This window comes from Sphaerospermopsis sp. FACHB-1194 (assembly GCF_014696235.1).
In the GTDB taxonomy this organism is placed as follows: Bacteria; Cyanobacteriota; Cyanobacteriia; order Cyanobacteriales; family Nostocaceae; genus Sphaerospermopsis; species Sphaerospermopsis kisseleviana.
The window spans coordinates 55,657-74,922 of sequence record NZ_JACJPU010000003.1 but is presented as its reverse complement, the minus strand read 5'-3'; the positions used below and the strand labels follow the sequence as shown (position 1 = coordinate 74,922).

Here is a 19,266-nt window from a genome sequence, read left to right as displayed (position 1 = left end):
ATACAAAACACGACAAACACAGGTATCAAAATATGGTACGTTTAAAACCCTGGCAATGGATTATCCTAGTCTCACCAATAGCAATCATTATTACCTTCCTCCTTGTATCCGCAGGAATGCAAATTCACGCTTGGGGAATAAATTGGATTTGGGGTATATTTACCCTTGTATTTGTAGGCTGGAGATGGTTATTAGTAAAATGGACAAAACCAGCAGTTAACCAAATTGAAAATGTTTTTGCTGAAGTCAGAAAAGAATTAGAATCTAGCAGCGATAATAATATAGATGTATCCACTGGAAAAGACAAAACCCAACAAATAGAAATTGCATTGCAAAAAGTCCTCAATGATGCTCAAAATGATCGTCCAATTTGGGAAGATTTGCAAACTTTCTGGCAAAGATGTCAAAATTTAGTAATTGCGATCGCTCAAATTTATAACCCAGAAATTAAATATCCCCTGCTTAACATTTACATTCCCCAAGTCTATGGACTTATTCGTGGTACTGTGGATGACATGGATAAATGGATGCAAAAATTATCCCCTGTTCTTAATCAAGTTACCGTCGGACAAACTTATCAAGCTTATGAAGTTTACCGTAAATTAGAACCATCTGCACGCAAATTTTTAAAAGCTTGGAATTTCGCTAAATGGTTTTTAAATCCTGTGGCTGCGGTAGCCAAAAAAGCCAGTGAAGGTATTGGTAATCGCGCTTCTCAAGAATTATTAATTAACCTAAATCAAGTATTAAGAGAAGCAGCTTTGCGGAACTTATGCAAACAAGCAATATCCCTTTATGCAGGAACTAAAATTGAATTACCTACCCCCACCCTACCCCAACCTAAAACCCAAACCCTGCGCGATATTCTCACCCAAGCAGAACCACCAGAAAAAGTAGAACAAAAGCCAGTTAACATTCTTATTGTCGGTAGAAATGGTGCAGGTAAAAGCAGTTTAATCAATACACTTTTTCAAAGTGAACTAGCAGCAGTTGACGTTTTACCCAGCACCGATGAAATTAAAACCTATCATTGGCAAACAGAAACCGGAGAAATTCTCAATCTTTGTGATACTCCTGGTTATGAACAAGTAAAACGCGATGATTTGCGGGATGTAGTCATTGATTATGCCACAAAAGCCGATTTATTATTATTAGTAACTCCGGCACTTGATCCCGCTTTACAAATGGATGTAGACTTTCTCCAAGACATTAAAAAAGAAGTCGCAGATGTACCCATCATTACCATTGTCACCCAAGTAGATAAATTACGTCCTATCCGTGAATGGCAACCTCCATATAATTGGCAAACGGGAAATAAACCAAAAGAGATTTCCATCAGAGAAGCGACAGAATATAGAAATGAACTGTTAGGAAGATTCTCTAATTTGGTTTTCCCAATTGTTACCATTGATGTAAAAACAGGGCGCAATGCTTGGAATATAGACGAATTATCGTTAGGATTATTATCAGAAATAGATCCTGCTAAACAATTACGCCTCACCCGCTTTTTACGCAACTTAGAAACCCGCATTACCGAATCTGCGAAGATCATTGATAATTACACCTTTCAAATGGCAACAACCCAAGGACTTACCGCACTGCTAAAAAGTCCAGTTTTGCAATTTATTTCTACCTTATCAACAGGTTCACCAACCCTTGCTTATCTGTTAGCAGAAAAAATACCCGTTGAACAATTACCGATAGTTATTGGTAAATTGCAAATCGCCTATGAACTGTTTCCCCTATTAAATACAGATAGGGAAAAATCACGCAACTTTGATTTATTATCTCTTTGGCCTTTGTTATTAGAAAATTCTGGGACACCAGATAGTAATGCTTGGGCATTTGGTCATGCTTTAATAGAATATTGGACTCAGAATTTAACCATTGAAGAAATGCAAGAAAGATTTAATTATTACATCAGGAGTCAAGAGTCGTAGGGGCGAAGCATTCGGAAAATAGCCTTTTCATAAAATTGATAATTGGTCGCCCGAATGCTTCGCCCGTACAGGTGTCAGAATTAAGTTTTATCTCGTTATCTCGTTCCCAGTCTCTGACTGGGAATGCCATCCTAGAGTCTCTGACTCTAATTTAACAAAAGGCAGAGCCTTCTAAAATTCATTCCCATACAGAGTATGGTAACGAGAAAACGAGAAAAGAATTAAAATATAAAATCTAAAGCTTGCTTGATAATCAATTCTTGATCTATCATTTTTTGTAAAGTTAATCCATCATAAATTCCCCCAAAAGCTTCTAAAGCAGCATTATCTAAAGCTCGATCATAAGCTTGTAACAAAATCTCCTCTAGTTCTTCTTTATGCAAATAATAACCTCCAGCTTTGCGACGTTTGTTAACTCTAATAATTGCATCCGTCGCATTACGAATAGAAACATCCCAGGAATTAGTTGTGCGTTTTTCTGAATGTTGTTTAATTAAGTGAACTAACAAAATGACACAATAACTATAAATCTTATTAATTTTATCTTCTTTGCTCATTTCCTCTAATTCATCTATTAAATTTAGGGCAGCTTCTAAGTTGCCTGTAATAACTAATTCTCTGAGTTCTAATAATTCTTCCATAAATCACTGTGACATTACTAATAAATTGCTAATAAAATTAATAACTGCTCTATTATATCTCGTTATCTCGTTCCCAGTCTCTGACTGGGAATGCCATCCTAGAGTCTCTGACTCTAATTTAGCAAAAGGCAGAGCCTTCTAAAATTCATTCCCATACAGAGTATGGTAACGAGAAGAAACGAGAATAATACTTGCAAAAAAAATTAATAATCTAATCATATTCTGGCTCAAGCTGTGCCACCGTCACTGCATTAAAAGCAAAAGCAAAAACCAAAGGCATGGGACACTTAAAAACAAAGGTATAAATCACAGATAAAATGGTAATAACTACAGCCGTTATTGACCAAAATAACTCATCATTTGTTAAACCATTTTCTTCTTTAATTAATCTTAAAACATGAACCGGAATTGGTTCTGGCATGACTCCCCCAGGAGGAAACGCCCAATAATTACCACGACGTTCCATAAATAAATCTGTCCAGCCGTTTTCCATACACCAAGCTTCGATCCATTCGATAGAATAATGATTGATCATGAACATACAAATTCCATTTTTCAGTTTGAGTCGTCAATGAATATAGATTGAACAGAGATTCCTAACCAGCTAACAGATAGCTATAGAATTAACCTTAATGCCATAATAGTTAAATTAATCGAAAATTTGAGTGCAGCAATTAATGTTGCTGCTCTTAGTCAAAAGACTAGCAGGGAATAGAGATGGTTGGCAACAAAAGATAATAAACTTTACTTGAATTAATGAATATCAATAAATGTAAATTAAAAGATGAGTATTAGCTAACTTCTTCAGGAAGAATTGATTTATCAAACTTTCGAGAGAATTTAAAGACTCTTTCCCAGAAGACAAGAAAATCACATTAAAAAATATTAAGCAAAACCTATATCCTTCTCAAGATAATGAGGTAAACTGAAACACATGAAACATTACAATTAGTTAAGAAGTTAAGAAATGATGTATTTGCGAAAAGGTTTACCATTGCTTTTAGCGGTTATGATCTGGTGTGTAGCATTTCCAGCCATAGCGGTGGACTGGACTCATCCCCTATCATTTAGTAATGCAGAGTTGGGAAGACATGACTTTTCAGGACAAAATTTACAAGCTGCGGAGTTTTCTAACGCTAACTTAGAAATGGCTAATTTTACTGGTGCTGACTTGCGGGGAGCGGTTTTGAGTGCTTCCGTGATGACACAAGCAAATTTACATGGAGCAGATTTAACCAATGCGATGGTTAATGAAGTAAAATTAAATGGGGCTGATTTAAGTGATGCCGTTTTGTTAGAAGCTATTTTGCTGCGTTCCGTTTTTACTGATGTTAACATCGAAGGTGCAGACTTTAGTGATGCAATTTTAGATGGAGCGCAAATTAAAGAGCTATGTCAAAAAGCTAGTGGTGTCAATTCTCAAACTGGTGTTAAAACTCGTGAGTCGTTAGGATGTCGATAAAGCGTATTGGTATAATTGGTGGTGGACAACTGGCCTGGATGATGGGGGATAGTTCCAAAAAACTAGGATTAGAATTAATAGTACAAACTCCTAGCAAAAATGATCCCGCTGTATCTATTGCGAAGGATACCATTTTTGCCGCAGTTGATGATGCAGCAGCCACGGAAATTTTAGCTACAAAATGCGATGTCATCACCTTTGAAAATGAATTTGTTAACTTAGATGCTTTATCTTTGTTAGAGAAGAAAGGTGTTTGTTTCCGTCCCAGGTTAGCTGCTTTATCTCCTTTATTAGATAAATATCATCAACGTTGCTATTTTCAGGATTTAAAATTACCAGTTCCCCATTTTTTCGCTGTCGAAAAATCAGAAATTTCTGAAAATATAGCTTCAAATATAGCTTCAAAAATAGAATATTTAGGGTTTCCTGTTGTTCTCAAAGCCAGACGACATGGTTATGATGGACAGGGAACTTTTATTATCCATGATTTGGCTACTTTGTCAAAAGTAGTGAATGCAAGTAATACACAATTCTTAGTAGAAGCTTTTGTCCCTTTTACCAAAGAATTAGCTATAATTGCAGCGCGTTCTGTGACTGGGGAAATAGTCACGTATCCAGTGGTGGAAACCCAACAAGAACAACAAGTTTGTCGTCGAGTTATCGCACCAGCGGATATTACTCCCGAACAAGCAGCAGAAGTTAATGCGATCGCTCATACAATATTAAATAGTTTAGATGTAGTCGGCGTGTTTGGCATTGAGTTATTTATCACCGCTGATGGTAAAATACTCATTAACGAAATTGCACCCAGAACTCATAACTCTGGTCATTTTTCCATAGATGCTTGTACAACTTCCCAGTTTGAACAACACCTGAGAGCAGTTGCTGGGTTATCTTTGAATGATACAAGTTTACATTGTGCTGGTGCTGTGATGGTTAACCTGCTAGGGTATGAAAAATCATACAGCGATTATGTACAGCAAAGACAAGAATTAGCAAATATTCCCCATGCTTACCTGCACTGGTACAGTAAAACCGAATCTCGTCCCGGTCGTAAACTTGGACATATCACAGTATTATTAGAACAGCAAAACCGAGATGCTATAGAGTCCATCATTCAGAAGATAGAATCTATTTGGTATCCTGTTTAAATTGGTGACTAGGGACTGGGGACACTTCGACAAGCTCAGTGCATCGCTGGGGACTGGGGACTGGGAATAGAGTAAAATAACCACCCATAACTGACAACTAAAAAATTTTTTCATTACCCTCTACACAAATCGGTTTTCACAGTTATAATGAATTAGTTACACTACGACGTTGGTGACTGCCCTCAAGTTTTTTGATCTATGTCTTTAACGAAAAGGGAACCAATTCGTTCTTGTGGCAGTAAACCGAGCTTGCACTCGGAAACTTTAAACAAGCAACACCCGTTCCCACCTGGTTTACCCAGGTCATAAACTTAGGTAAAACGGCGTTGTGGTGAACTTCAAAAGTTTTTAAAAACTCAAAACATTTCCGATCCCCAACTTATTCAAGAAGTCGGGGATCTTATTATTTATTATTATCATAACGGGCAAGATGCCCGTACCACAAGATTTTTACCACAAGATTTTTATTTTACTCACCTGCTGGGTTTTTTCTTTCTGCTATTCTCAACTTAGCAGAACGAGAACGCGGGTTATTTTTTATTTCCTCTTCTGTTGCAATAATCGGTTTTTTAGTTAAAACTCTTAATAACTCCGAGTTTCTTAAACCGTGTTTAACTATTCTATCCTCTAAACTGTGAAAACTGATAATCGCAATTTTACCACCAGTAACCAGCGCGTGAGGTGCTTTTTCTATCAAAGTTTCCAATACTTTTAACTCATCATTAACCGCAATTCTTAAAGATTGAAAAACGCGAGTTGCGGGGTGTATTCTTCCATGTCGATATTTAGGAGGAACGGAATAAAAAATTGCTTCCGCTAATTCTGTGGTAGTTTGAAAAGGACGCTTTTCGATAATTCTCTTCGCTATTTTCCGGGAAAGTCTTTCTTCACCATATTTAAAAAATATATCCGCTAATTCTTGTTCATCCCATTCATTAATTATATCAGCAGCAGTTAAAGACTGTTCTTGATTCATTCGCATATCTAAATTAGCAGTATTTCTAAAACTAAAACCCCTTTCTGGGTTATCCAAATGATAGGAACTCACACCCAAATCTGCTAAAATGCCATCATAAGTATTTGCAGGAAATTGAAAATTAGCAAAATTGCTATGAATAAAATTCACCCTATTTCCAAACTCTGCTAAATTCTCCTGTGCAGCTTTTAAAGCATCCAAATCTTGATCAACTGCGGTAATTTTTGTGTTTTCAGCACTTTCTAATATTAACCGACTGTGGCCACCACCACCGACAGTTAAATCTAAATAATTTCCACCTGGTTGAATATTTAAACCTGTAATTACTTCCTGACTTAAAACAGGAATATGGGAAAATGTAAATTCATCTAAATCTATGGGGGTTTGTAAATCTGATGTATTCATTAATTTATTAAAGTGATGATTATTATTTGACGTAAAATCATTAATAATTAAACGCAGATAATTTAATTCTCCTAAGAAGCCAGTTTAGTGTTAATAAAACTAAAAATCCTTTCTAATTCTAATAAACCAGCTAGTTCTGCTTTTTCATCAGAATTGAGCAAATTTTCTTTATTCTTTTCTAAAAGTTCTTCTAAACGAAGTTGTAATTCTTCAGTAAAAGAAAAAGGACGAAATTGATCTGCAAGATTCAGGTTTATTCCATTGGGTAGCCAAGATGAAGGCTGTTTCATTAATTCTTGCATAAATTATGTCCCACCTTGATGTTTTTATTTCGCGTAGGCAGATTTGTTTTGATTGACAATCTCATTCTAACGTAAAACTACCGTATTTATCAATAATTTTATCAACATCTTCCATAATCTTAATAGTCTCCGACATGATAGTTAGTAGGGTGCGTTAGTGATAACGTAACGCACCAACTTGAGTTATAAAAATTTTCTGAATAAACAACTTCTTTTTTCTTACTATTACCATGTAAATCTAAAACATAAACTTCATCAAAAGTTTGCATCAAATTTTGACGCATTCCTCGAAAAGTGGGATTATCTAAATAACCATGATTCGTAATTAAAGCCACAATACCATAACCCGTTTCTGAAACACGATGTTGAGCAAAACGGATAAATTTTACATAATCATCTAATAATCCTTTCGGGTTTCTTTCTCCCAAAGGTTTTCCGTCTACTTGATAATAATCCCTAACTAAACCTACAATCCAAGGATCAGTATTTACAGATTCATAAGAATAAGGAGGATTGCCTAAAATTACCATTACTGGAACATCTTGTTTTACATCCTTTGCTGCTTCAGCTTCATCTCTAATTCTATTCATAAAACCATCAGCAGGAGGAATCTGAAAAGCTTCTTGTAAAGTATTAGTTAAATAAATCCTTAACCGTTCATCAGAACTAAAATCATAACCCAACTCTTGCAACTGTAAACCCAACTTCATGTGAGCTACAGTATAAGGAGCCATCAATAATTCAAACCCAAATAAACGGGGTAATAAATGCTGACTCACATAACTAGACCACATCCCCTTTTGAGACTTAAAACTATCATAAATATAATCAATAATACTATGCATAAAAGTTCCCGTACCCACAGCAGGATCGAGAATCAAAACTTGATGAGTTTCAATATCTCCCTCACCTTTTAAATTAGGAACTTTAATCTTTTTAGCATCAGCTAAACCCTTACTAATATTAAACTTATGTTGAAGAACATAATCAACACTTTTAATGATATAATTAACTACAGGTTCAGGAGTGTAATAAACCCCCCTTGACTCCCGCATTTTTGAATCATATTCCGCCAAAAAAGTCTCATAAAAATGAACAACAGGATCTTCTTTCCGGGTAGGTTTACCAAAATCTTTAAGAATTTCCGCCATATCAGTTTGTTGCAGAATATTCGCCAAAGTATCTACCGCCCAAGTAATTCTCTCATCTAAATCAGGACCTGCAATTTGTCCAAAAATACTTCTTAAAAAAGGATTAGTTTTTGGTAACTTAAAAGCTGCCGTTTCCCGTGAAAAAGTCTGCACATTACCAGTATTACATCTTGCTGCAAACAAACCATAACAAATAGTTTGAGCATACATATCCGCAAACTGTTCACCAGTTAAACCCTTAATTAACACCCGTTCAAAAGATTCTAACTGTTGACGTAACATACCCCCCTGATCATCATCATTTAACGCCGTCTTAATTGCATCCCTAATTAATTGAGCTAAACCAGCCATCCGTTTAGCTAAATCCTTCGGTGTAGTAACTTGGGGAACTTTAGTTAATAGAAACTGCCGGAAAAGTTGCTCAACTTCATTAATACCATGATCATCAATTTTAATTGTTTTTCTTTTATAAATACTTCCCAAAGAAGCAGATAACCTTAACTCACCTTGGACATACCAACGAAATTCTAAATAATCAGTTAAAATCAAATTACCCAAAGCATCAAAATAACGAAGCATTTGGGAAGTTTTTTCCACCTTCTTGAGCGTAACCCCAATATCCTTAGCCTCAATATGACCAACTTCCAAAACGCCATTGTTTACCACAAAATCAGGCGCACCGCAAGCAATTCGTTTAGGTTCATTAATAGCTTGAATCCCCGAATCCAAAGACTCAATTAACTTCTTCAAAGCAGGACGATAACTATGCTCAGTAGCATTTTGAGATTGATAAACCTGACTAACTTCTTGAATATAAACCTGTAAATAATTCATAACAAAAACTCTTGCTTCTCTCTCTGCGACTCTGCGCCTCTGCGTGAGCCATAAAAATTAATTAGCCCAACGATAAAATAAATATATCTCAAACCCAGCAAAACCACCCAAACCTTAATAAAACTTAGATATAAACAACACCACCCGTCAAAAATTCCCTCCACCCCACAACCAAAGAGAAAATAAAAAAACCAGACTCACAATCCCTTGAATCGCCAGATCCCTATAATAATTGAAGAAGCAAGACAAAATAAAACATCAAGTACAACTCCAAACCTGCTATCCTGACAAGCTGAAAATTAGCAGATGCGGTAAATCGTATCTGGTTAGCATCTTGGCGGTTCAATACAAATTGTAGACAACGGGAGAACACCAAAATCTATGAGTAGAATAGAAACCCGCACTGAACCAATGGTGCTAAACATGGGTCCTCACCACCCTTCAATGCACGGGGTTCTGAGATTAATTATGACCTTAGACGGTGAAGATGTCGTTGACTGTGAACCAGTCATTGGTTATCTACACCGGGGGATGGAAAAAATAGCTGAAAACCGTTCCACCGTTATGTATGTTCCCTATGTTAGCCGTTGGGACTACGCAGCGGGGATGTTTAACGAAGCGGTGACAGTCAATGCACCAGAAAAATTAGCAGGTATTACAGTTCCCAAACGCGCTAGTTACATCCGTGTAATTATGCTGGAACTGAACCGCATCGCTAACCACTTATTATGGTTTGGTCCCTTCCTTGCAGACGTAGGCGCTCAAACTCCCTTCTTCTACCAGTTCCGGGAACGGGAAATGATTTATGACCTGTGGGAAGCGGCTACAGGTTATCGCATGGTAAATAACAACTATTTCCGTGTGGGTGGTGTAGCTGTTGATTTACCCTATGGTTGGGTAGATAAGTGTGAAGAGTTCTGTGACTACTTCCTCCCCAAAGTTGACGAATATGAACGCTTAGTTACCAATAACCCTATTTTCCGCCGTCGTATCGAAGGTATTGGGACTATTACCCGTGAAGAAGCAATTAACTGGGGTCTTTCTGGTCCAATGTTACGCGGTTCTGGGGTGAAGTGGGACTTGCGGAAGGTTGACCATTATGAATGTTACGACGATTTCGACTGGGATGTACAGTGGGAAACCACAGGTGATTGTCTCGCTCGTTACATGGTGCGGATGCGGGAAATGCGGGAATCTGTGAAAATCATCAAACAAGCTATCAAAGGTTTACCCGGTGGTCCCTATGAAAACCTGGAAGCTAAACGAATGATGGCTGGTCCAAAGTCAGAATGGGATGCGTTTGATTATCAGTATGTTGCTAAAAAAGTTGCTCCCACCTTCAAAATTCCCTCTGGTGAAATTTACTCCCGTGTAGAAAGCGGTAAAGGTGAACTGGGAATTTATTTGGTAGGTGATAATAATGTCTTCCCCTGGCGGTGGAAAATTCGCCCCGCAGACTTCAATAACCTGCAAATTCTCCCCTCTTTGTTACGTGGTGTGAAGGTAGCAGATGTTGTGGTTATTCTCGGTAGTATTGACGTAATTATGGGTTCTGTGGATAGATAAGCTTTCCCATTACGTCATAGATAGTTTGATATTTATTTTATATATAGAGGTGTGTTTTATTGCATCTCTATATTTTTTTATCTATATTTTTTTATCTCTAAATATTAAGAAATTTAAAGTTTTACAAAAAATAATAACTTAACATTTCAAATAATGAAAAAATGTTTTGTTTCTTAATAAATTTTCATTTTTCAACAAAAATATTTGTTGATTTTAATGTTTTGCAAAAAAATATCTAAGTAGGAGAATTGATGATTATAAAAATTCTTGAATTTGTAAATTAATTATTTTCTCTCAACTTGCTGATAAGCTACTATATAAATCAACACAATTTTTATGTAGTTTTTACCTGAAACCTGTGCAAATTCATTCTCAAGCTCAATTTGAAAGTATTCAAAATCAACATCAGCACCAACAACATATTGAAAAAGGTTTACAAACTCTACTGGATCGTCTGATAAAAAAGATTAATCGAGATAATTTAATCCGCAAAACCATACATCAAATTAGAGAAGCTTTACAGGTTGACCGCGTAGTTATTTATTACTTCTACGAGCAATGGCACGGTCAAGTAACATTTGAATCTTTAATTTCAAAAAAATTATCAATTTTAGGTTCAAAGGGAGCAGATAATTGCTTTAATAATGAATATGCGACCTTGTATTTAAATGGAAGAATAAGAGCGATCGCTGATATTGAATTAGAACCTATTCATCCTTGTCATCAAGATTTTCTGCGTAGTATCCAAGTACGTGCTAACTTAGTTGTACCAATTGTTATCCCTAGAGGTTTATGGGGTTTGCTGGTAGCTCATCAATGCCATAATTCTCGTGTATGGTCAAAAGCAGATATTGAAATTATGCAAAAAGGGGCGCAAACTTTAGCAACAAACTCTAAGATTTTAGAGAGTTAAAGAAAGTTAAATTTTTGATTTTTTATGGATTCTAACCCCGCATTATATCAAACTATAGCCAGTCACATTCTCACCAGTCCCCAAAAACGCATTACCTTTGCTGAGTACATGGACATGGTGTTATATCACCCAGACCAAGGCTATTATTCCAGTAATGCAGTTAACATAGGTTTTCAAGGTGGTGATTTTTTTACCTCATCGAGTTTATGTGATGATTTTGGTGAATTACTGGCTGTTCAATTTTACCAAATGTGGGAAAATTTAGATAGACCAAAATCTTTTGATCTGGTAGAAATGGGAGCAGGAATAGGTGTTTTAGCTTCCCAAATTCTCAATTATCTAAAAATTAATTATTCAGACTTTTTTGATGTCATAGAATATATTATTATTGAGAAATCACCCAGTTTAAGACAGGAACAACAACAAAAATTACAGGAATTTTCTGTGCGCTGGTTAAACTTAGAAGAAATCACACCTAACTCAATCATAGGTTGCTTTTTTTCTAATGAATTAATTGATGCTTTTCCTGTGCATCAGTTCACCATAGCAGAGGGAAAACTGCAAGAAATTTATGTAACTACATCCCAAGACCTAACCCCCCAACCGCCTTCCCTACAAGAGAAGGGGGATAACAATAATTTCCCTCATCTTGTAGGAGAAGAGTTAGGGAAGAAGTCAAATATTGAATTTATCGAAGTTGTTGGGGAAGCATCCACACCGCAGTTAGCAGAATATTTGCAGTTAGTGGGGATTGATATCAGCCAAAATGCTTATGAAGAAGGTTATCGCAGTGAAATTAATTTAGCCGCTTTGGACTGGTTGAGTATAGTGGCTGACTGCTTGCAACGCGGGTATGTGCTAACAATTGATTATGGCTACCCTGCAAGTCGTTATTATCATCCCAGGCGATCGCAAGGAACTCTACAGTGCTACTACCAACATCGACATCATAATAACCCATACATCAACATCGGAAAACAAGATATCACCGCCCATGTTGACTTTACAGCTTTAGAAAAATGGGGAAAAAGATGCGGTTTAAATCAAGTGGGTTGGACACAACAAGGTTTATTTTTGATGGCTTTAGGTTTAGGAGAAAGAATAGCTGCCCTTTCCTATCAACAACAATCCATATCACAACTACTCAAACGCCGGGAAGCACTACACCAACTCATCTCCCCAGAAGGACTAGGTAACTTTGGGGTTCTCGTGCAAAGCAAAGGATTGACAGAAACAGAAACTAGGCGATCGCTCCAAGGACTAACTATACCAGAGTAGAGGGGATTGGTGATTCAATTTTGGATTTTGGATTTTGGATTTTGGATTGTTTTTCTTAACTCCAATCTAAAATCTAAAATCTAAAATCTAAAATTATCCTGACTCCTGACATTAAAACTATATTTGGTGAATCCTGATATCCGTCTTTCTTGGACTAGGATAACAGTGATTACTTCAAGTTAAAAACCTTGGCAAAGAAACAACTATGAATACTCATGATCTGATTGTCTTAGTAACCCTACTTAGCCCCGGCATCCTACTATCAGTTGTCATTATGGCAACTTTCGCAGCCGGAGGCTAATTTCTGGGGATTGGTGATTGGTGACTGGGGACTGGGGACTGGGGATTGGTGACTGGTGACTGGTGACTGGGGACTGGGGACTGGGAAGATAAATAACCCAATTACCAATTACCAATTACCAATTACCAATTACCAATTACCAATTACCAATCACCAATTACCAATCACCAATTCCCTTTTTACTTACGATTTACCAAAGGAACGTGAAACATGAAGGTGGCATTTCTGGGAACTGGATTGATGGGACTACCGATGGCTCAAAGGTTATTAGCTGCCAATATAGAGCTAATTGCCTACAACCGCACCCCAGAAAAATTAGCACCATTACAAGCAGCAGGGGCAGCAATTGCCACAAAACCCCGTGAAGCAATTCGTTCTGCTGACTGTATAATTCTTATGCTATCTAACGCCGCAGCTATTTATCATGTCTTGCTCACAGATACTTCTTGGCATACTTTATCAGGACGCAGCATCATTCAAATGGGGACAACTACTCCCCAAGAAAGCCAAGAAATCAGAAATGCGGTAGTTGCGGCTGGTGGTGAATACATAGAAGCGCCTGTACTCGGTAGTATCCCAGAAGCGGAAACTGGCAAATTAATTGTCATGGTGGGTGGTGAAGAAGAACAATATCAACGCCATGTCAAATTACTATCAAATTTTGGACCCGATCCTGTATACATTGGACCTGTAGGATCAGCAGCATCCCTGACTTTAGCACTCAATCAACTCATTGCTTCCCTCACTACTAGCTTTGCCCTGAGTCTGGCTTTTGTCCAGTTGCAAGGCATTGATGTAGAATTATTTATGCGAGTCCTGCGGGACAGTAAACTTTATGCGCCTATCTTTGATCAAAATCTAAACCGGATGTTAGATGGCAATTATTCCAAAGCCAACTTACCCACCAAACAATTGATCAAAGAAATAGATTTATTTATCTCTGAAGCTAAATCCCTTGGTTTGAATCTCAGCAGTATTGAGGGTGTAAAACACATCTTACAGTCAGCAATGAAAATGTCCTATCCAGAAGATGATTATTCTTCTGTTTTCCCCGCTATTCGAGAATGGGGTGAAGCCAGCGGAGAGTAGGGGACAGGTGACAGGTGACAGGTGACAGGGTTAAGATTAATAACCCAATTACCAATTACCAATTACCAATTACCAATTACCAATTACCAATTACCAATCACCAATCACCTTAAAATGGAATGTCGTCTGGATCGGGTTCTGCTTCTGTCGTGGGTTGATAGGATGGAGGTTGAGAACTTACAGGTTGATAGGTAGGCTCTGGGGTGGTTGGTTGGGGTGCGGGATTTGTAAATGTTGTAGTTGGAGTTTGTGCAGGTCTGCTTGATTGATGATTGACAATCTCTAGGGGACGTTGTGCTGCTGGTTGATCCGTTGGTACACCTTTGCTTAAAGCATGAATCCGTTGTACTGTCAACTCAGCACGTTTTTCTTTAAATCCTTCGGGACGCTCAAAAGTATTCATCCCTAAGCGTCCTTCGATGATCACGCGATCGCCTGGATGATAATTTTGATGAATGTCTTTGGCTAAGTTACCCCAACTTACCACTTTTAACGGATGTGAGGGATCATCTGGCCGCAACCCCGCTACATGAACTATCATTTCTGTGATTTCCAAACCGTCGGGTGTGTGTCGCAGTTGGGGAGCATCATAAATTTCTGCCATTAAAATACAACTGTTCATAGTATTTCCTCCTATTAACTCAAACTTTACAATATTCGGGAAATTAATGATCTCAATTTAGCTTAACAGCCAAATTACACATAGCAGAAGTCAGGAGTCAGGAAAACCCTCTTTTAATGGGAGTTTCATGAATGCCTTATGCCAGACTGGGCTAACGATTGAGGCCAGAACAGACTTGAGAGGTGCTAATTTAAGTAAGGCAAATTTGTTCAAAGCAGAAATGAGTAGCACAAATATCATGGGTGCAAATTTGCGTGAAGCTGTAATGCCTGATGGCACAGTTCAATATTAGGTGACTGGTGACTGGGGAAGAAAATTTTAGATTTTAGATTTTAGATTTTAGATTTTAGATTGGAGATCACAAAAACAATCCAAAATCCAAAATCCAAAATCCAAAATAAAAAACTCCTGCCTCCTGAATATTACTCCCCAGTAATAGAAAGTTCACTTACCCAAACTCTAGGACAAACTCCCCCTGGTGTTAATTCCGCTTCCTTCTCTACATAAACAATAGATTTTAACAACTCCAGAAAATCACCTGCTACCGTTGCTGACTCTATACTAATTTTTTCACCTTTATTCACTAACCAACCATCAAAAGGCAAAGAAAACGAACCTTGTAAAGCTTTAACACCTGCATGGAGAGCTTGTAAATCATCAATTAAAATCACATTTTCCGCAGTTTCTAAACTTAATTCTTTTTCTGGTGTACCAGCGCCAAAAACATGATAAAAATTGGGACCAATGCTCACCTTTGCACCAATACTAGCATTACCTGTAGGTTGGGCATTTAACCGTTTTGCAGTTCCCGCACTATGTAAAAAGCTGGTTAACACACCTTTTTCTATTAACTTTACTTGACGGGTTGGTGTACCTTCACCATCAAAACTTTCTGCACCCACATTGGCAGGATGTAAAGCATCATCATAAACTGAAAGTAAAGGTGAAGCAATTTCTTTACCGATATCTTCAGCTTTGGATAAACTTTGATTATCCAGAATATTTTGGGCATTAAATAAATTAGAAAATGCACCCAATAAACTCAAGAAAGCTTCCGCAGAAAAAACCACTTGATATTTACCAGTTTTGATTTTTTCATAATGCAAATGACTGATAGTTTTATCTGCTGTTTCTTTGATACAACCAGCAATATCTAAATCAGCTAAATTTTCCTTAACTCGATATGCTCCTGCACTGCGGGGTTTTTTCCCTTCTTCCTCGGTTTTACTATACAGATAAACTGAAGCAAAATAATGAGATTCCGTTCTTAAAGCACCATCACTATTAAGATAAAAACGGTCAATATCTCTTTGTGCTAAACCATTATAAGGCACTCCTGTAATGGCAGGATGAGCAGCTAAAAGTTCTTTTTCTGCTACTAATAGTTTTTCAATTAGTTCAGAAACAGGTGCTTGGGGTGCTTTTTCTTTAGGAGTGTATTCAATGGGAATTGTTGCTTGTGGACTAAAATCAGGAACGTTTTCTTTCACTCCAAAAAAACTTGCTTCGTAGGCAGTTTGTAAAGCTAATTCTAATCCTTTGGGATCTACATCTGTGGTACTGGTGACACCCATTGTATTTTCTTCATTCCAAACTCGAACTGTGACACCAGAACGGTTGGAAGCTTTTACTTGTTTGGGTTCTCCTTGGTCAACTTGCACGCTGGTATCGTCTACAGTTGAACCGTAAATGTCAAATTTTTTAATGCCTAGTTTTTGGGCGTTTTCTTGGGCGTATTTAGCGATTTCTTGAATGTTAGACATGATGCAATTTTGGATTTTAGATTTTGGATTTTTGAACGCAGATGAACGCAGATAAACGCAGATGATATGGTTTATCTGTTTTCATCGAAATGACTTTTATTTGTTGTTTTATCTGCCGCCGACGGTGATGGAATCAACTTTAATATGTGGTTGTCCTACTGTGGTGTAAATGCTGCCACTAACAGAACCACAAAAACCAGGTGCTAGTTCTAAATCTTTGGAACATAAGGAAATTTTGTTCATGATTTCTTTTGCTTCACCGATGAGGGTAGCACCTTTTAATGGTTTGGTAATTTTGCCATTTTCTATTAAATAAGCTTCGTCAACGCTAAAGTTAAATTGACCGGTTGCGCCTACACTTCCACCACCCATTTTTTTACAGTAAATACCTTTATCAATGGAAGCAAATAAATCTTCGTTGCTGTATTCGCCGGTATCAATATATGTGTTTCTCATGCGACTTGCAGCAGCAAATGTGTAATTTTGACGGCGACCACTGCCTGTTCTGGGGTGTCCAGTTCTTACTGAACCGGTTCTGTCAGCTAGGAAGTTTTTGAGAACGCCTTTTTCTATTAATAATGTTCTTTGGGCGGGCATTCCTTCGTCATCCATATCAATTGTGCCGAAGGCGTTGTCTGAGCGTCCTTCATCCCAGGCTGTTAAACTTTCATGGGCGATTTTTTCGCCTTTTTTATCTGCAAATGGTGTGGTTTTGCGTTCTATTTGGGTGGTTTCTAATAGGTGTCCGCAAGCTTCATGGAATATTACTCCCCCAAAATGATTGGCCATGATAATGGGGTAATTTCCTGATTCTACGTAATCTGCATATAGCATTTTACCCGCAGATTCGGCAATTTGTTCGGAAGCTTGTTGATAATCCCAGGTTTTCAGGAAGTTGGGGTCACTGGTGTTTCCTGAACGTTCACCGATGGAAGCACGGTTGGCACCATCAGCGCACAGAAGATTAAAGCCGACTGACTGGGTGAGGCGAATATCACGGGCAAATGTGCCATCACTGGCAGCAATTAATACTTCTTGCCAGTCACGGAAGTAAGTAGCTCGGCGAGACTGAACGTGGGTAGCTTTTTTGTTGAGTTGGGTAGTACCATCAAGAAGGATTTCTCCCATTTCGCGGATGGAACTGCATAAGGGGAGCCAGCCATCTTTACCGCGTTTGGTGGCGTAGTCTCTCAATAATTCTAGGTTGATTTCGGGGATGAAAGCAGTTGGTCCTGGCAGTTGTAATCCCAGGATGGAAAGACCTTTTTCTAAGGCTGCTTTTAGTCCAGCAAATGTCAGGTTATTGGTGCTAACGTAACAGTCGGCTTTGCCTCGAAATACTCTCACTCCTGCACCACTGGCTAAACTGGGTGAGATGCTGGTGATGGTATCGTCTTCTGCTAAACAACTAATGTAGTTACGACGTTCTAAGAAAAATTCTACAAAATCTGCACCAGCAGCGCGTCCTAGTCCCAAAAGGGTGGCCAGGGGCGCTTCCCAGGTGTCGTCGAAGCGTTCTGTTGTTGATGAATACTGTAAACTGGGGAGTTGATTGGAAAGAAGTAGGGTATTTGTAAGCATGAATGGCCTCGTCTGCTGGCTTTTTGACTGAAAATATCCTGGTGTGTTTAGTCTAACAAATCCATCAAAGTCACTGTGGGCATTTAGGCTGTAGAGGTTTCCTCACTTTATTATCTTGGTTTTTTTTCTCACGCAGAGGCGCAGAGTCGCAGAGAGGTATAAGTAAGAGGTATAAGTAATTTGTATGGGATTTGGGAAAAAAAAGATTTCTATCAATAAGGGTGGGTGTTTTCTCAAGATTATTGAGAATGATGTCAATAATTTAACGAGTTTTGGTAATTTCAGCTAGGGGGTTGACAGTTGTTCTGAGTTTTGCTATATTTTTATTATATCTAGAAATCTGTCCGCGCCATATATAACAGGTTTTAGATAACAGGTTTTGAAGTGTTGAAGTTAAGATTCGCAGGATTTAAGAATTTGCATACTGGAATTTTCTGTAATTTTCTATAGTTTGATGAGAATTTGGTAAGATGAGAGAATAAATTAGGATTTTGGTTTTTTGATGGTTTGAGGTTAGAAGCGATGACTCAGGAATTGATAGACCTCAGAAATAATATTTTACAAGGACGTTACGCAGAAGCTTTAGAAATTGTAGATGAATTGGCAGGAATGAGTAAACAAGCTATTCTGCGAAATATCCAATCTTATTTAAAAATTTTATTGATTCATTTGATTAAAAATCAAGTGGAACAGAGATTAACTGCATCTTGGGTTGCTTCTATTCGTAATGCTATTAGAGAAATTAAAAAGATAAATTTGAAGGATAATAAAAAATCCTATTATGTGAATGAAGATGAATGGACTAATTTAATTGAGGAAGAAGTAATTGAGGATGCGATAGTTGACGCTAGTTTTGAGGTAACGAACGGTAAATACAGTCGTTCGCAGCTTGCAGGAGTTATAGATAAAGATGAAATTTTAGCTACTGCAAATAAATTGTTGTCTTTAACTTATGTTTATTCTGCTAAGGAGTTACCAGCAATTATGGATGATTATATCGCTCAGTTGGTTGGTGGAGATGATTGGCAGTAAAATTGATTAATGATTCTTATTATTATAAGAAATAAAAAAAATGGGATTTTGTCTGAATCAGGATGTCCAAGATTTGAGGATGTACAAGATGAGATTTTATGTATTGTTTTTGGGGATTCTTGAATGTGGGTGGAAATTAAGATGTTGAAGATTGAAAAATTTACTATATATGCGCCCACATATTTCCACTTCTAACATAAGTCTACTGTAAATTTTTGGCATTGTCAAGTCTTAAAACAAAAAAAATCACAAAAATCCT

General features: G+C 37.5%; 18 protein-coding genes and 1 other RNA gene. 10 read left to right on the top strand and 9 right to left on the bottom strand.

The window, feature by feature from the left end; all coding sequences use genetic code 11:
- The first annotated feature begins 32 nt into the window (after positions 1-32).
- Positions 33-1,940, top strand: coding sequence for a GTPase family protein (locus tag H6F45_RS02750; protein WP_190346397.1), 1,908 nt, complete (start codon positions 33-35; stop codon positions 1,938-1,940).
- Positions 1,941-2,161: 221 nt separating this feature from the next.
- On the opposite strand, the gene H6F45_RS02745 is transcribed toward H6F45_RS02750, so the two are convergent.
- Positions 2,162-2,581, bottom strand: coding sequence for a DUF29 family protein (locus H6F45_RS02745; protein WP_137667047.1), 420 nt, complete (start codon positions 2,579-2,581; stop codon positions 2,162-2,164).
- 211 nt (positions 2,582-2,792) lie between these two features.
- Positions 2,793-3,116 carry a hypothetical protein gene (locus tag H6F45_RS02740; protein ID WP_187039902.1) on the bottom strand — a complete coding sequence of 108 codons (324 nt, stop codon included), beginning with the start codon at positions 3,114-3,116 and terminating at the stop codon, positions 2,793-2,795.
- Positions 3,117-3,551: 435 nt separating this feature from the next.
- Between H6F45_RS02740 and H6F45_RS02735 the strand changes: the two genes are divergently transcribed.
- From H6F45_RS02735 to ssrS, 3 genes are all read left to right on the top strand, one after another.
- Positions 3,552-4,043 carry a pentapeptide repeat-containing protein gene (locus H6F45_RS02735; RefSeq protein ID WP_190346463.1) on the top strand — a complete coding sequence of 164 codons (492 nt, stop codon included), beginning with the start codon at positions 3,552-3,554 and terminating at the stop codon, positions 4,041-4,043.
- A complete protein-coding gene (locus tag H6F45_RS02730; RefSeq protein WP_190346396.1) occupies positions 4,034-5,194 on the top strand; it encodes a 5-(carboxyamino)imidazole ribonucleotide synthase in 1,161 nt (386 codons plus the stop codon). The genes H6F45_RS02735 and H6F45_RS02730 overlap by 10 nt, the downstream gene beginning before the upstream one ends.
- Positions 5,195-5,349: 155 nt before the next feature.
- A non-coding RNA gene (gene ssrS, locus H6F45_RS02725) (6S RNA) lies at positions 5,350-5,533 on the top strand.
- A 130-nt stretch (positions 5,534-5,663) separates the two neighbouring features.
- Here ssrS and rsmH read toward each other — a convergent pair.
- From rsmH to H6F45_RS02710, 3 genes are all read right to left on the bottom strand, one after another.
- A complete protein-coding gene (gene rsmH, locus H6F45_RS02720; RefSeq protein WP_137668894.1) occupies positions 5,664-6,575 on the bottom strand; it encodes a 16S rRNA (cytosine(1402)-N(4))-methyltransferase RsmH in 912 nt (303 codons plus the stop codon).
- Between the two features lie 71 nt (positions 6,576-6,646).
- Positions 6,647-6,877: a hypothetical protein gene (locus H6F45_RS02715; RefSeq protein WP_190346395.1), complete on the bottom strand. Its 231-nt coding sequence runs from the start codon at positions 6,875-6,877 to the stop codon at positions 6,647-6,649.
- Positions 6,878-6,996: 119 nt separating this feature from the next.
- On the bottom strand, positions 6,997-8,862 hold the full coding sequence (locus H6F45_RS02710; RefSeq protein WP_242052546.1) for an N-6 DNA methylase: 1,866 nt from the start codon (positions 8,860-8,862) through the stop codon (positions 6,997-6,999).
- Between the two features lie 381 nt (positions 8,863-9,243).
- On the opposite strand from H6F45_RS02710, the gene H6F45_RS02705 reads away from it, so the two are divergent.
- The 3 genes from H6F45_RS02705 (at position 9,244) to H6F45_RS02695 (ending at position 12,619) form a co-directional block, all read left to right on the top strand.
- Positions 9,244-10,428, top strand: a complete 1,185-nt coding sequence (locus tag H6F45_RS02705) for an NAD(P)H-quinone oxidoreductase subunit H (RefSeq protein WP_137668891.1) — start codon at positions 9,244-9,246, stop codon at positions 10,426-10,428.
- A gap of 358 nt (positions 10,429-10,786) precedes the next feature.
- Entirely contained in the window at positions 10,787-11,341 is a 555-nt protein-coding gene (locus H6F45_RS02700) for a GAF domain-containing protein (RefSeq protein ID WP_190346394.1), read from the top strand.
- 24 nt (positions 11,342-11,365) lie between these two features.
- On the top strand, positions 11,366-12,619 hold the full coding sequence (locus H6F45_RS02695) for a class I SAM-dependent methyltransferase (protein WP_190346393.1): 1,254 nt from the start codon (positions 11,366-11,368) through the stop codon (positions 12,617-12,619).
- Between the two features lie 272 nt (positions 12,620-12,891).
- Here H6F45_RS02695 and H6F45_RS02690 read toward each other — a convergent pair whose 3' ends face one another.
- Positions 12,892-13,035 carry a hypothetical protein gene (locus H6F45_RS02690; protein ID WP_190346392.1) on the bottom strand — a complete coding sequence of 48 codons (144 nt, stop codon included), beginning with the start codon at positions 13,033-13,035 and terminating at the stop codon, positions 12,892-12,894.
- Positions 13,036-13,130: 95 nt separating this feature from the next.
- Between H6F45_RS02690 and H6F45_RS02685 the strand changes: the two genes are divergently transcribed.
- Entirely contained in the window at positions 13,131-14,009 is an 879-nt protein-coding gene (locus H6F45_RS02685; RefSeq protein ID WP_137668931.1) for an NAD(P)-dependent oxidoreductase, read from the top strand.
- A gap of 109 nt (positions 14,010-14,118) precedes the next feature.
- Here the strand turns inward: H6F45_RS02685 and H6F45_RS02680 are convergent, their stop codons facing one another.
- On the bottom strand, positions 14,119-14,631 hold the full coding sequence (locus H6F45_RS02680; RefSeq protein WP_096565217.1) for a single-stranded DNA-binding protein: 513 nt from the start codon (positions 14,629-14,631) through the stop codon (positions 14,119-14,121).
- Between the two features lie 127 nt (positions 14,632-14,758).
- Between H6F45_RS02680 and H6F45_RS02675 the strand changes: the two genes are divergently transcribed.
- A complete protein-coding gene (locus H6F45_RS02675; protein ID WP_096565219.1) occupies positions 14,759-14,923 on the top strand; it encodes a pentapeptide repeat-containing protein in 165 nt (54 codons plus the stop codon).
- 130 nt (positions 14,924-15,053) lie between these two features.
- On the opposite strand, the gene H6F45_RS02670 is transcribed toward H6F45_RS02675, so the two are convergent.
- Together H6F45_RS02670 and H6F45_RS02665 are read right to left on the bottom strand one after the other, a co-directional pair.
- A complete protein-coding gene (locus tag H6F45_RS02670; protein WP_190346391.1) occupies positions 15,054-16,394 on the bottom strand; it encodes a TldD/PmbA family protein in 1,341 nt (446 codons plus the stop codon).
- Between the two features lie 108 nt (positions 16,395-16,502).
- Positions 16,503-17,975 carry a TldD/PmbA family protein gene (locus H6F45_RS02665; RefSeq protein WP_137668928.1) on the bottom strand — a complete coding sequence of 491 codons (1,473 nt, stop codon included), beginning with the start codon at positions 17,973-17,975 and terminating at the stop codon, positions 16,503-16,505.
- Positions 17,976-18,497: 522 nt separating this feature from the next.
- Between H6F45_RS02665 and H6F45_RS02660 the strand changes: the two genes are divergently transcribed.
- A complete protein-coding gene (locus tag H6F45_RS02660; protein ID WP_096565224.1) occupies positions 18,498-19,007 on the top strand; it encodes a DUF29 family protein in 510 nt (169 codons plus the stop codon).
- Positions 19,008-19,266: the final 259 nt, after the last annotated feature.

Excerpts from the sequence above, each read along its gene's own strand:
- H6F45_RS02750 (WP_190346397.1), top strand. The coding sequence starts at position 33 with ATGGTACGTTTAAAACCCTGGCAATGGATTATCCTAGTCTCACCAATA.
- H6F45_RS02745 (WP_137667047.1), bottom strand. The coding sequence starts at position 2,581 with ATGGAAGAATTATTAGAACTCAGAGAATTAGTTATTACAGGCAACTTA.
- H6F45_RS02740 (WP_187039902.1), bottom strand. The coding sequence starts at position 3,116 with ATGATCAATCATTATTCTATCGAATGGATCGAAGCTTGGTGTATGGAA.
- H6F45_RS02735 (WP_190346463.1), top strand. The coding sequence starts at position 3,552 with ATGTATTTGCGAAAAGGTTTACCATTGCTTTTAGCGGTTATGATCTGG.
- H6F45_RS02730 (WP_190346396.1), top strand. The coding sequence starts at position 4,034 with ATGTCGATAAAGCGTATTGGTATAATTGGTGGTGGACAACTGGCCTGG.
- rsmH (WP_137668894.1), bottom strand. The coding sequence starts at position 6,575 with ATGAATACATCAGATTTACAAACCCCCATAGATTTAGATGAATTTACA.
- H6F45_RS02715 (WP_190346395.1), bottom strand. The coding sequence starts at position 6,877 with ATGCAAGAATTAATGAAACAGCCTTCATCTTGGCTACCCAATGGAATA.
- H6F45_RS02710 (WP_242052546.1), bottom strand. The coding sequence starts at position 8,862 with ATGAATTATTTACAGGTTTATATTCAAGAAGTTAGTCAGGTTTATCAA.
- H6F45_RS02705 (WP_137668891.1), top strand. The coding sequence starts at position 9,244 with ATGAGTAGAATAGAAACCCGCACTGAACCAATGGTGCTAAACATGGGT.
- H6F45_RS02695 (WP_190346393.1), top strand. The coding sequence starts at position 11,366 with ATGGATTCTAACCCCGCATTATATCAAACTATAGCCAGTCACATTCTC.
- H6F45_RS02685 (WP_137668931.1), top strand. The coding sequence starts at position 13,131 with ATGAAGGTGGCATTTCTGGGAACTGGATTGATGGGACTACCGATGGCT.
- H6F45_RS02680 (WP_096565217.1), bottom strand. The coding sequence starts at position 14,631 with ATGAACAGTTGTATTTTAATGGCAGAAATTTATGATGCTCCCCAACTG.
- H6F45_RS02675 (WP_096565219.1), top strand. The coding sequence starts at position 14,759 with ATGAATGCCTTATGCCAGACTGGGCTAACGATTGAGGCCAGAACAGAC.
- H6F45_RS02670 (WP_190346391.1), bottom strand. The coding sequence starts at position 16,394 with ATGTCTAACATTCAAGAAATCGCTAAATACGCCCAAGAAAACGCCCAA.
- H6F45_RS02665 (WP_137668928.1), bottom strand. The coding sequence starts at position 17,975 with ATGCTTACAAATACCCTACTTCTTTCCAATCAACTCCCCAGTTTACAG.
- H6F45_RS02660 (WP_096565224.1), top strand. The coding sequence starts at position 18,498 with ATGACTCAGGAATTGATAGACCTCAGAAATAATATTTTACAAGGACGT.